This window comes from Streptomyces sp. NPDC002888, from assembly GCF_042888465.1.
GTDB lineage: Bacteria > Actinomycetota > Actinomycetes > Streptomycetales > Streptomycetaceae > Streptomyces.
Window position 1 is genome coordinate 49,497 of record NZ_JBIAPU010000046.1, and the last position, 12,200, is coordinate 61,696.

10 protein-coding genes and 1 pseudogene are annotated in these 12,200 nt (G+C 70.9%); 8 read left to right on the forward strand and 3 right to left on the reverse strand.

What is annotated here, in order from left to right; all coding sequences use genetic code 11:
* The first annotated feature begins 120 nt into the window (after window positions 1–120).
* Window positions 121–1,974 (forward strand): dihydroxy-acid dehydratase, encoded by a 1,854-nt coding sequence (ilvD, locus tag ACFYWX_RS45155; protein ID WP_389431269.1) that lies wholly within the window; start codon window positions 121–123, stop codon window positions 1,972–1,974.
* Window positions 1,975–2,093: 119 nt separating this feature from the next.
* On the opposite strand, the gene ACFYWX_RS45160 is transcribed toward ilvD, so the two are convergent.
* Window positions 2,094–4,190, reverse strand: a complete 2,097-nt coding sequence (locus tag ACFYWX_RS45160; RefSeq protein ID WP_389431271.1) for a PQQ-binding-like beta-propeller repeat protein — start codon at window positions 4,188–4,190, stop codon at window positions 2,094–2,096.
* Window positions 4,191–4,374: 184 nt separating this feature from the next.
* On the opposite strand from ACFYWX_RS45160, the gene ACFYWX_RS45165 reads away from it, so the two are divergent.
* From ACFYWX_RS45165 to proC, 6 genes are all read left to right on the forward strand, one after another.
* Complete coding sequence (locus ACFYWX_RS45165; protein WP_389431272.1) at window positions 4,375–4,689, forward strand: SH3 domain-containing protein; 315 nt, start codon at window positions 4,375–4,377, stop codon at window positions 4,687–4,689.
* Window positions 4,690–4,856: 167 nt separating this feature from the next.
* Entirely contained in the window at window positions 4,857–5,375 is a 519-nt protein-coding gene (locus tag ACFYWX_RS45170; protein WP_389431273.1) for an EamA/RhaT family transporter, read from the forward strand.
* A gap of 67 nt (window positions 5,376–5,442) precedes the next feature.
* Complete coding sequence (locus ACFYWX_RS45175; RefSeq protein ID WP_389431274.1) at window positions 5,443–6,216, forward strand: class I SAM-dependent methyltransferase; 774 nt, start codon at window positions 5,443–5,445, stop codon at window positions 6,214–6,216.
* A 180-nt stretch (window positions 6,217–6,396) separates the two neighbouring features.
* Window positions 6,397–7,227 carry an ABC transporter ATP-binding protein gene (locus ACFYWX_RS45180; protein ID WP_389431275.1) on the forward strand — a complete coding sequence of 277 codons (831 nt, stop codon included), beginning with the start codon at window positions 6,397–6,399 and terminating at the stop codon, window positions 7,225–7,227.
* Complete coding sequence (locus ACFYWX_RS45185) at window positions 7,224–7,997, forward strand: ABC transporter permease (protein ID WP_389431276.1); 774 nt, start codon at window positions 7,224–7,226, stop codon at window positions 7,995–7,997. The genes ACFYWX_RS45180 and ACFYWX_RS45185 overlap by 4 nt, the downstream gene beginning before the upstream one ends.
* Before the next feature lie 110 nt (window positions 7,998–8,107).
* Window positions 8,108–8,920, forward strand: coding sequence for a pyrroline-5-carboxylate reductase (gene proC / locus ACFYWX_RS45190; protein WP_389431277.1), 813 nt, complete (start codon window positions 8,108–8,110; stop codon window positions 8,918–8,920).
* A gap of 16 nt (window positions 8,921–8,936) precedes the next feature.
* On the opposite strand, the gene ACFYWX_RS45195 is transcribed toward proC, so the two are convergent.
* Entirely contained in the window at window positions 8,937–9,524 is a 588-nt protein-coding gene (locus tag ACFYWX_RS45195) for a cysteine hydrolase family protein (RefSeq protein ID WP_389431278.1), read from the reverse strand.
* Between the two features lie 74 nt (window positions 9,525–9,598).
* Here ACFYWX_RS45195 and ACFYWX_RS45200 point away from each other — a divergent pair, with 74 nt between their 5' ends.
* Window positions 9,599–10,633 (forward strand): GlxA family transcriptional regulator, encoded by a 1,035-nt coding sequence (locus ACFYWX_RS45200; RefSeq protein WP_389431280.1) that lies wholly within the window; start codon window positions 9,599–9,601, stop codon window positions 10,631–10,633.
* Here the strand turns inward: ACFYWX_RS45200 and trpS are convergent.
* A pseudogene (trpS, locus tag ACFYWX_RS45205) lies at window positions 10,573–11,599 on the reverse strand (tryptophan--tRNA ligase). The gene ACFYWX_RS45200 and the pseudogene trpS overlap by 61 nt on opposite strands.
* Window positions 11,600–12,200: the final 601 nt, after the last annotated feature.

Genomic DNA, 12,200 nt, shown 5'->3' on the forward strand with positions numbered 1-12,200 from the left:
GTGAGACGTACATCCCGCATTCCGGACAACCTGTCCGCCCTCTGGATGACCGGCGTAGGCTCAGTACCAGTCAGAATTCTCTGATCGCAGTCTCTGCAGTCCTTGAAGGAGCGAGCGACGATGCCCGAGCTGAGGTCCCGCACAGTCACCCACGGCCGCAACATGGCGGGCGCCCGCGCCCTTATGCGCGCCTCCGGTGTACCCGGTGCGGACATCGGCCGCAAGCCGATCATCGCGGTCGCCAACAGCTTCACCGAGTTCGTGCCGGGCCACACCCACCTCCAGCCGGTCGGCCGGATCGTCAGCGAGGCGATCGTCGAGGCCGGCGGCATCCCGCGCGAGTTCAACACGATCGCCGTCGACGACGGCATCGCCATGGGCCACGGCGGCATGCTCTACTCCCTGCCCTCCCGCGACCTGATCGCGGACAGCGTGGAGTACATGGTCGAGGCCCACTGCGCCGACGCCCTGATCTGCATCTCCAACTGCGACAAGATCACCCCGGGCATGCTGAACGCGGCCCTGCGTCTGAACATCCCGACGGTCTTCGTCTCCGGCGGCCCGATGGAGTCCGGCCGGGCCACACTGGTCGACGGCACGGTCCGCACGCTCGACCTGGTCGACGCGATGTCCGAGGCCGTGAACGAAAAGATCTCGGACGAGGACATCCTCCGTATCGAGGAGAACGCCTGTCCGACCTGCGGCTCGTGTTCGGGCATGTTCACCGCCAACTCGATGAACTGCCTCACCGAGGCCATCGGCCTCTCCCTCCCCGGCAACGGCTCGGTCCTGGCCACCCACACGGCCCGCAAGCAGCTGTACGTCGACGCCGCCAACACGGTCATGGACATCACCCGCCGCTACTACGAGCAGGACGACGAGACGGTCCTGCCGCGCAACGTCGCCACCTTCGCGGCCTTCGAGAACGCGATGGCCCTCGACATCGCGATGGGCGGCTCGACCAACACGATCCTGCACCTGCTGGCCGCGGCCCAGGAGGCGGGCGTCCCGTTCGGCCTGGAGGAGATCAACGAGGTCTCGCGCCGCGTGCCCTGCCTGGCCAAGGTGGCGCCGAACGTCGCGAAGGACCGCACGTACTACATGGAGGACGTGCACCGCGCCGGCGGCATCCCCGCCCTCCTCGGCGAGCTGCACCGCGCGGGCCTGCTCAACGAGGACGTGCACTCCGTCCACAGCCCGTCCCTGGCCGACTGGCTGAAGACGTGGGACGTGCGCGGTGGCTCCCCGTCACCCAAGGCCGTCGAGCTGTGGCACGCGGCCCCGGGCTGCGTGCGCTCCGCCGAGGCCTTCTCCCAGTCCGAGCGGTGGGAGGCTCTCGACGAGGACGCCGAGGGCGGCTGCATCCGCTCCGCCGAACACGCGTACTCCAAGGACGGCGGCCTCGCGGTCCTCAAGGGCAACCTGGCGGTCGACGGCTGTGTGGTGAAGACGGCCGGCGTCGACGAGTCGATCTGGACCTTCGAGGGTCCGGCGGTCGTCTGCGAGTCGCAGGAGGAGGCCGTCGAGAAGATCCTGCTGAAGGAGATCAAGGAAGGCGACGTCGTCGTCATCCGCTACGAGGGCCCCAAGGGCGGCCCCGGCATGCAGGAGATGCTCTACCCGACCTCGTACCTGAAGGGCCGCGGCCTCGGCAAGAGCTGCGCGCTGATCACCGACGGCCGCTTCTCCGGCGGCACGTCCGGCCTCTCCATCGGCCACGCCTCGCCCGAGGCGGCCGGCGGCGGCACCATCGCCCTCGTCGAGGACGGCGACCGCATCCGCATCGACATCCCCAACCGTACGATCGAGCTGCTCGTCGACGACGCCGAACTGGCCCGCCGCGAGGAGGCGCTGAACGGGGTCTACGCCCCGAAGAACCGCGACCGCAAGGTCTCCGCCGCCCTGCGCGCCTACGCCGCGATGGCGACCAGCGCGGACAAGGGCGCGGTGCGGGACGTCAGCAAGCTGGGCTGAGACACCTACGCATAGCTGAGACACCTACGCATGGCTGAGGGCCCCGTCCCCACCGGGGCGGCCCTCACGTATGCCACCACCCCGCCGGGCCCCGTTTCACCACCCCGCCGGGTCCCGTGTCACCACCCCGCCGGATCCCGCCCGTCCACCCCGAACACCGTGCCGTCCGGCGCGCTCGCGAAGACGCGCCCCCCGGCGAGCACCGGCACGGGCAGCGTGGCCGCGACCCAGTCGGCGTCGGTGCCCAGCCGGGGCGGCGTCTGCCCGACGAGCCTCCCGGTGCGGGCGTCGACGGCGAGCAGCCGCCCGTCGGCCGCCGTGACGTACACGTGCGCGGCGTCGGCGACCGGGGCCGAGCCACGGCTCACGGACGTCTCCAGATGCCACAGCTGCTTGCCCGCGTCGACGTCCACGGCCTCCAGCGAGCCGCCCATCGCCAGGATGTGCACCACGTTCCCACGCACGCTCACCTGGGCGTCCTGGCGGGGGACCGGCAGCTTCACCCGGCGCGAGGCCTTCGTCGCCGGGGTGTAGCGCACGACGGCCTGCGCACGTGAGTAGACGTTGTCGACGGACAGGAAGAACACCGACCCGCCCTGCGACCCGACCGGCTCCAGCGTCCCCTTGAGCAGCGCCTCCCAGCGCACGTCCCCGGTGGCCGGGTCCACCGCGGTGACCCGCGTCCGCTTCCCGTCGGCGGTGGCGCTCGCCGCGTAGGCGAGGGGGTCCCCGGCGAAGGAGGCGAAGGACGGCGAGCTCTGCCCCGGCAGCGTCCGCTTCCACTTGGTGTCGCCGGAGGCGGCGTCCACGCCGGTGACGATCCCGTCGGCACCGGTGACCAGCAGCACGCTGCCGACCGGCCGCAATGCGCTGTACGTGGGCACCTTCCGCTGCCACCGCGGCTTGCCCGACGCCGGATCGAGCGCCTCCAGCCGTTGCCCGTGGTCCACCGACGGCTGTACGAGCCCGCCCGCGAGGACCGGCGGCCCGCTCCAGCGGTTCGTGGCGACGGAGTGCTTCCACAGCAGGGAACCGTCGGCCGGGTCGAGCGCGAAGACGAGCCCGGGCTGGGCGCACATCAGCTTCCCGGCGCCGTGGGAGCACTGCCGCACACCCGCGGCCGTGGAGACCGGTTTCGCCTCCCAGGCCTGGAACGCGGCCGGCACGGCCTTGGGCGCGGCGGGCTTCGGCTCGCTCGTCTCCCCGCCGAACCACTGCACCGAGCCCAGCACACCGCCCACGACGAGCACCACGGCACCGGCGGTGAGCACCGCCTTCCTGCGCAGCCACCCGCCGGAAGCACGGCGCGGTTCCTCGGGCTCCGGCGGCTCCGGCACGTCGGTCTCGAGGGACCGCTGCCCCGGTATGAACGCCTGCGTGTCGTACGAGGCCGCCACCGACCGCAGTTCGCGCATCAGCTCGTCCGGCGTGGGCCGGTCCTCGGGCTCCTTGGCGAGGCAGCGCAGTACCAGCGGCGCGAGGCTCTCCGGGACGCCGGTGAGGTCCGGCTCGTCGTGCACGACCTGGTAGGCGACGACGTACGGGCTGTCGGAGTCGAACGGCCCACGTCCCGTCGCCGCGTGCACCAGCACCGACCCGAGCGCGAAGATGTCGGCGGCCGATCCGACCTCCCTCGGCCGCCGGAACTGCTCCGGTGCCATGAAGGGCGGAGTACCGATCAACTTCCCGGTCTCCGTGCGCAGTTCACTGTCCTTCGGCCGCGAGATACCGAAGTCGATGACCTTTGGCCCGTCATCGGCGAGCAGTACGTTGCTGGGCTTCAGATCCCGGTGCACGACACCGACCCGGTGGATGTCGCGCAGCGCCTCCGCCAGCCCGGCCATCAGCCGACGCAACTGGGCGGGTGCCATGGGCCCGTTCCGCTTCACATGCTCGGAGAGGGTCGGCCCCGGGATGAACAGCGTGGCCATCCAGGGCCGTTCGGCCTCCGGGTCGGCGTCGACGACGGGCGCGGTGAAGGCCCCGCTGACCCTCCGCGCGGCGCCCACCTCCTGCCGGAACCGCCCCCTGAACTCTGGGTCCTTGGCGAACTGGGCGTGTACGACCTTCACCGCGAGCTTCATGCCCGACGTGCTGCGGGCCAGGTGGACGATGCCCATGCCACCGGAGCCCAGACATGACTCCAGGTGGTAGTGACCGGCGTATTCGGGAAGTTCCGCTTCCGCGCCCGCTCCAGTGTCCTGCCGTGGCGCCATGGGACCCACCCCCGTGCTGTTCGTCCGCCCGCGCGACGCACGGAGCCTAGTCGATGACTCGTATGAGACCGAGGCGACTTGCTAGCCTCCGCGTACGAGTTGCGCACATGTGTTTCATGTCGTGTTTCAGGGGAATCAACGGGACCCCATGTCGGTCATGGGGCTCAACGGGGGAGGTTTTCTCATGTCTGTCGACCATGTGGAAGAGAGAGAAGGGGCCGAGGGCGCGACGGCGGTCACGGCTGCGGCCGTCCACTACTACCCGGTGGCCCCAGGCGTCCGCCTCAACGTCCGCAGCGGCCCCGGCACCGGTTACAGCCTCGTCCGCACCCTCGCCGAGGGCGCCTACGTCCCGATCTACTGCCAGACCCCGGGCTCGAGCGTCACCGGCCCGTACGGCACCTCGAACATCTGGGACAACATCGGCAACGGCGAGTTCGTCTCCGACGCGTACGTGAAGACGGGCGCCGACGGCTACGTGACATCGCGCTGCGGCTGACGCACCCACGCGGGCGCAGGCATCCCGGGTCGGCACGGGAGCCTGCGCCACGGCGGTTCGCACATGAGAGCCGTCCACGGGAGCCTGCGCCACGGCGGTTCGCACATGAGAGCCGTCCACGGGAGCCTGCGCCACGGCGGTTCGCACACCAGAGTCATAATCGACCCGTGAGCGACGAAACCGGCACGCCGGACACCCGCCCGGGCTCCCCGGCCGCCCCCACCGGCCCCCGCCCCGAGCCCCTGCGCTTCTTCGGCACCACGTGGGTGAACCACGACAACGGCTACGCCGCCCGCCGTGCCGGCGTGGCGGCGGGTTCCCTCGCCGCGGCCGTCGCGTCCTGCCTCGTCCTGCGCCTCGCCCTCGACGGCCTGCGCATCGCGGACACCGGCAGCTTCGTCACCCTCCTCGTCGTCGTGATGTTCGCCGTCTGCAGCGCCCTCGCCTTCGGCCACACCTGGGGCGGCTTCGGCAAGCGCCCCGACCCCGACCGCCAGGCCTCCCTGCGCGGCCTGCTGGCCATCGGCTTCGTCGGCTCGCTCCTCGCCTACTTCTTCCGCTCCCTCACCGAGGCCCCCGGCGAGAAGCTGCACCGCGAGGAGTACGAGACGGCACGCAAGGAGTACGACCGCCGCTCCACCCGCCGCTCGGGCAACCCGTCGAAGAAGCGCCGCCGCCAGTCCTAGCCCCCGCGCCCGCTCTTCTCACCAAAATCCCACCCCCGGGCCCGCCCACCCGCGCCACCATGGCCCCATGACGGCCACCTCCCACACCACCCGCGCCCACTCCTTCAACGCCGCCGCGGCGCAGTACGCCGCGAACCGCCCCTCCTACCCGTCCGCCCTCTTCGACGCGATCGAGGACCTGGCCGGCCGCCCCCTCACAGGCGCCCGCGTCGCGGACATCGGCGCCGGTACGGGCATCGCGACCGCCCTGCTGCACGCCCGCGGCGCCGACGTGATCGCCGTGGAGCCCCGTGACGGCATGGCGGCCCAACTGCACTGCACCCTCCCGCACGTACCGCTCGTCCGCGGCGACGGCAACGCCCTCCCGCTCGCCACCGCCTCCGCCGACTTCCTCACCTACGCCCAGGCCTGGCACTGGACCGACCCGTCCCGCTCGCTGCCGGAGGCGCGGCGGGTCCTGCGTCCGGGCGGCGCGCTGGCCCTGTGGTGGAACGTGGACCCGGTCGACGTGCCGTGGATCAGCGAGCAGGCGGACCGCATCAGGCACCACTTCGACGGCGAGCACGGCAACAAGCAGGGCGCGTCCGCGAGCAGGACGGCGCTCGCCTTCGAGGGCGCGCCGACCGTCCCCGCCCACCAGCACCGCGTCGTCCGCTGGAGCCGCACCATCCCCCTCGACACACACCTCGCCAACATAGGCAGCCACTCGATCTTCCTGGTGCAGGGCGAGAAGGCGACGAAGGGCTTCCTCGCCCGGGAGCGCGAGCACCTCCTGAAGCTCTTCCCCGAAGGCATGGTCGAGGAGGTCTACGACGTCCTGCTGATCGTCGCCACCCCCTGACGCCCGCGCCGCGCGGCGGCCCGCCCCTCCAGGGCCGCCGCGCAGGCGTGGCCGACACGCCGCAGCCCGCCCAGCTCCAGCCGCACCTCCCGGTCACCCGGCGGCGCGCCCGCGCCACCGCACGCACCCCACGTGCGAGACCACTTGACGGCCTCCCACCCCGAGCGCATTATTCATCGCATGATGAATTATTCTCCCGGGGCATCCACCCATGCCTCGGAGCCCCCGGAACCTCCCGCCGTACACGCCGAGAACCTCACCGTCGTGCGCGGTCCCCGAACCGTCCTGCGCCACCTCGACTTCACCGTCCCGCGCGGCCAGATCACCGGCCTCCTCGGCCCCTCCGGCTGCGGCAAGAGCACCCTCATGCGCTCCGTCGTCGGCACCCAGGCGAAGGTCACCGGCACCCTCGACGTCCTCGGCCGCCCCGCCGGCCACCCCACCCTCCGCACCCGCATCGGCTACGTCACCCAGGCCCCCTCCGTCTACGACGACCTGACGGTCCGCCAGAACCTGGACTACTTCGCCGCGATCCTGAACCCCGGCCGAGCGGCCTCCGACCGCCGCGCCGAGGACGTCACCCGAGCCATCGCCGACGTCGACCTCACCACCCACGCCGACGCCCTCGCCGGCAACCTCTCCGGCGGCCAACGAAACCGCGTCTCCCTCGCCGTGGCACTCCTCGGCGCCCCCGAACTCCTCGTCCTCGACGAACCCACCGTCGGCCTCGACCCCGTCCTGCGCCGCGACCTCTGGAACCTCTTCGACGACATCGCGACCACCCGCGGCGCGACCCTCCTCGTCTCCTCCCACGTCATGGACGAGGCCGAGCGCTGCCACCGCCTCCTCCTCATGCGCCAGGGCGAGATCCTCGCCGACGACACCCCGGACGCCCTGCGCACCCGTACGCACTCCGAAACGGTCGAGGAGGCGTTCCTGCACCTCGTGGACGAAGCGAACGAAGCGACTGAAGCGACCGAGGCGAGCCGCACGAAGGAGCGCACCCGATGAGCACGACGACCTCGCCCGCCCCCACCGGCGCGCTGAACGCCTCCCGCACCGCCGCCACCGCCGCCCGCGTCCTGCGCCAGCTCCGCCACGACCCGCGCACGATCGCGCTGATGATCCTCGTCCCCTGCCTGATGCTGCTCCTGCTCCGCTACGTCTTCGACGGCAGCCCGCGCACCTTCGACAACATCGGCGCCTCGCTCCTCGGGATCTTCCCGCTGATCACGATGTTCCTGGTCACGTCCATCGCCACCCTGCGCGAACGCACCTCGGGCACCCTCGAACGCCTCCTCGCCATGCCCCTCGGCAAAGGCGACCTCATCGCCGGCTACGCCCTCGCCTTCGGCACCCTCGCGATCATCCAGTCGGCCCTGGCCACCGGCCTCGCGGTCTGGTTCCTGGACCTCGACGTCACGGGCAGCCCCTGGCTGCTGCTCCTGGTGGCCCTGCTCGACGCCCTCCTCGGCACCGCCCTCGGCCTCTTCGTCTCCGCCTTCGCCGCCTCGGAATTCCAGGCCGTCCAGTTCATGCCGGCCGTGATCTTCCCCCAACTCCTCCTCTGCGGCCTCTTCACCCCCCGCGACAACATGCACCCGGCCCTGGAAACCATCTCCGACGTCCTCCCCATGTCCTACGCGGTGGACGGCATGAACGAGGTCCTGAGGCACACGGACATGACGGCGACATTCGTACGGGACGCCCTGATCGTCGCGGGCTGCGCACTGCTGGTCCTCGGCCTGGGCGCGGCGACCCTGCGGCGCAGGACGTCATAGACCCGGCCCTCCGACCCGCCCCCACCGCACCCCCAGCCCACCCACCAGCCAAGTTCCGCCCACCGGACACCCACCCCGCACCCCCCACCCCCGGTGCGAGGATGAACCACATGACCCAGAAAGTCGCAGTCCTCGGCACCGGCAAGATCGGCGAAGCCCTCCTCAGCGGAATGATCCGCGGCGGCTGGGCCCCCGCCGACCTCCTCGTCACCGCCCGCCGCCCCGAACGAGCCGAAGAACTCCGCGCCCGCTACGGAGTCACCCCGGTCACCAACGCGGAAGCCGCCAAGACCGCCGACACCCTGATCCTCACGGTCAAGCCGCAGGACATGGGCACCCTCCTCGACGAACTCGCCCCGCACGTCCCCGCCGACCGCCTGATCATCAGCGGCGCGGCAGGCATCCCCACCTCCTTCTTCGAGGAGCGCCTCGCCGCCGGCACCCCGGTCGTCCGCGTCATGACGAACACCCCCGCCCTCGTCGACGAGGCGATGTCCGTCATCTCCGCCGGGACCCACGCCACCGCCGACCACCTCGCCCACGCGGAGGAGATCTTCGGCGCCGTCGGCAAGACGCTCCGCGTCCCCGAGTCCCAGCAGGACGCCTGCACCGCCCTCTCCGGCTCCGGCCCGGCGTACTTCTTCTACCTGGTCGAAGCCATGACCGACGCCGGCATCCTGCTCGGCCTCCCCCGCGACAAGGCCCACGACCTCATCGTCCAGTCCGCCATCGGCGCCGCGACGATGCTCCGCGACAGTGGCGAACACCCGGTCAAGCTCCGCGAGAACGTCACCTCGCCCGCCGGCACGACCATCAACGCCATCCGCGAACTCGAGAACCACGGCGTACGAGCCGCCCTCATCGCCGCCCTCGAGGCCGCCCGCGACCGCAGCCGCGAACTGGCCTCCGGCAAGAAGGACTGACGCCCGCCGGGGGCGGTCACACGCCCGCCGCGCCCACGACCTCCTCCGTGGTCACCACCCGCGCGAACCCGCCCCCGTGCAGCGACACCGCCGAAGCCTGCGCGATCTCCTCCGCACTCCGCCGCCAGCCGAACGGCCCCTCCAGGCCGAACGTGTACGTGGCGTCGTACGCGACCACGACGTCGTACCCCAGGTTCCCGCCCATCCGCGCGGTCGTCTCCACGCACATGTTGGTCTGGATCCCGGCGATCACGATCTGCGCGATCCCCTCCGCCTTCAGCCAGGCTCCCAGATCCGGCGTTCCGAGGAACGCCGAGTTCACCGTCTTCGTGATGGACAGCTCCGGCCCCGCTCCCTTCCCGCGCCGCTGCTCCACGTACTCCTTGAAGTCGTTCCCCTCGTATCCCAGCCGCAGTGGCGACCCCGGCTTCGACGAGTCGTGCCGCACGAACACGACCGGCCGCCCCGTCTCCTGCCACACGTCGATGAGAGCGGCGATGTTGTCATCGGCCCCGGGATTGTTCCGCGACCCCCAGAAGTCCAGCTCCTCGAAGCCCTTCTGTACGTCGACGACCACCAGTGCTGCGTTCTCTGCGATCTCCATGCCCACGATCCTGGCGCCGGAGCCACCCCCACCCCAGGGGGTCAAAAGACATCGATCGATGGTTTACTGCCACCATGGAGAACGTCGACAACGCCGCGAATGCCGCGAAGGCCGAGGACGCCTACCGAGTCGCCCTCGTTGCCTTCCCCGGCATCCGCGCCTTCGACGTCTCCGTCATCACCGAGGTCTGGGGCTCCGACCGCACCGACCGCGGCGCCCCCGCCTTCGACCTGCGCCGAGTCGCCGCCGACACCACCACCCCCATCCCGATGCGCGGCGGCCTCGCCCTTCTCCCCGACCGGGCCCTCACCTGGCTGCCCCAGGCCGACCTCGTCGTCGTCCCCGGCCTCGACGACCACCTCACCCCCGCACCCGCCCCCGTCCTCGACGCCCTGCGCCGCGCCCACTCCCGCGGCACCACCATCGCCGCCCTCTGCGGCGGCGCCTTCACCCTCGCCCAGGCCGGCCTCCTCGACGGCCGCCGCGCCATCACCCACTGGAACCTCGTCGACCTCCTGCGCACCCGCCACCCCCAGGTCAGCGTCGTCCCCGACGCCCTCTTCATCGAGGACGACAACATCTGGACCGCCGCCGGCACCGCGGCCGGCATCGACCTCTGCCTCCACCTCGTCCGCCGCGCCCACGGCGCCGAGGCGGCCGCCACCATCGCCCGCTCGATGGTCACGGCCCCCTTCCGCACCGGCACCCAGGCCCAGTTCATCGAGCACCCCACCCCCCGAGCGGACCGCGACGCCGACGCCCTCGCCGCCGTACGCGAACACGCCCTGCGCCACCTCCACGAACCCCTCACGGTCGCCGACCTGGCCACCCACGCGGGCATGTCCCCGCGCTCCTTCGCCCGCCACTTCACCGCCGCGACCGGCACGACCCCCCTGCGCTGGCTCCTGGACCAGCGCCTCGCCGCCGCCCAGAAACTCCTCGAACGCACCGACCTCCCCATGCCCGAGGTCGCCCGCCGCGCCGGCTTCGGCAGCGAGGTCACGATGCGCCAGCACTTCGCCTCGCGCCTCGCCACCAGCCCGCGCGCCTACCGAGCCGCGTTCAGCACCGGCTCCGCAACCGGCGGCAACAGCCCGATCGCGCGATAAGCGGCATCCACGACCGGCCGAGCCATCGCCCGCGCCTTCTCCGCACCCTCCCGCAGCACCCCCTCCACATAAGAGGGATCCGCACACAACTCCCGGTGCCGTTCCCGCAGCGGCCGCAGCACCTCCACCACAGCCTCGGCGGTGTCCTTCTTCAGATCGCCGTACGACGCATAGGCGTGACCGAGCTCCTCCGGCTCCCCACCGGTGCACGCCGCGAGAATCTCCAGCAGATTCGCGAGCCCAGGCCGCTCCTCACGGTCGTACACGACCTCCCGCCCGCTGTCGGTGACGGCCCGCATGACCTTCTTCCGCACCACATCAGGCTCGTCCAGCAGATAGACGAATCCCGGGCCCCGCGTCGTCGCTCTTGCCCATCTTCGACATCGGCTCCTGCAGATTCATCACCCGCGCCGCCACTCCCGGACGCGTCGCCCGAGGCACCACGAACGTCTGCCCGTACCGCTGGTTGAACCGCACCGCCAGATCCCGCGTCAGCTCCACATGCTGAACCTGATCGTCCCCGACCGGCACCTCGTCAGTCCCGTACGCCAGGATGTCCGCCGCCATCAGCACGGGATACGTCAGCAACGACAGCCGCACACTCCCGCCCCGCGCCTGCTCACGCGTGGCCTTCTCCTTGTACTGGATCATCCGCCGCATCTCACCGTCGGTCGCCACGCACTCCAGCACGTACGACAACCGCGCGTGTTCGTCCACATGACTCTGCACGAACACCGTGCACAGCTCCGGATCCAGCCCCGCCGCGAGCAACAACGTGGCCGTCTGCCGACTCAGCCGGCGCACCCGCGCCGGATCGTGGTCCACGGTCAGCGCGTGCAGATCGACGACGCTGAACAGCGCGTCCGCCTGGTGCTGGTCGACCGCGACCCACCGCCGCATGGCCCCCAGATAGTTCCCCAGCGTCAGATGCCCGGTCGGCTTGATCCCGCTGAAGACCCGCTTCATGTCCACTCCACCTCCTGGTCATGGCCACCGCCCGGGCGGCCGACCCTCTGGAGTCGCGGAGGGAGAAACAACAACGGCCGCCGAAGCGGCGGCCGTTTCATGCATACGCGAGTACGGCCGCCGTCAGGCGGCCCACCACAGCTGGGTACACGTACACGTAGTCACGCCTCCCACGGTACGCCCCGAGAGGGCCGTCCGCGCGGGAGTTGACACGCCCTCTGCCCGTACGTAGTGTTCTCCGGGTTGTCCGACGTGAGCGCCGACTCCGGTCGGTCCCCGGACAGCCATTCCGCAAGACCCACCACCACTCGACGAACAGTCGTTCTGTCTGTCGTCCCGTGATTGGCATGCGTATTTACGGAATGAGGAATCCGCGTTCGAAAGGACGCAGCCCCCGATTGGCTTCGGGAGCAGGGAATCCGCTAAAGTCTCACTCGTCGGAACGGCCCAACAGCCGCGAAGACACCCCCCTCCGACTGGGAATCAGGACCGAAAGGATCTGGTAGAGTCGGAACCGCCGGAAAGGGAAACGCGAGAGCGGGAACCTGGAAAGCACCGAGGAAATCGGATCGGAAAAAGATCTGATAGAGTCGGAAACGCA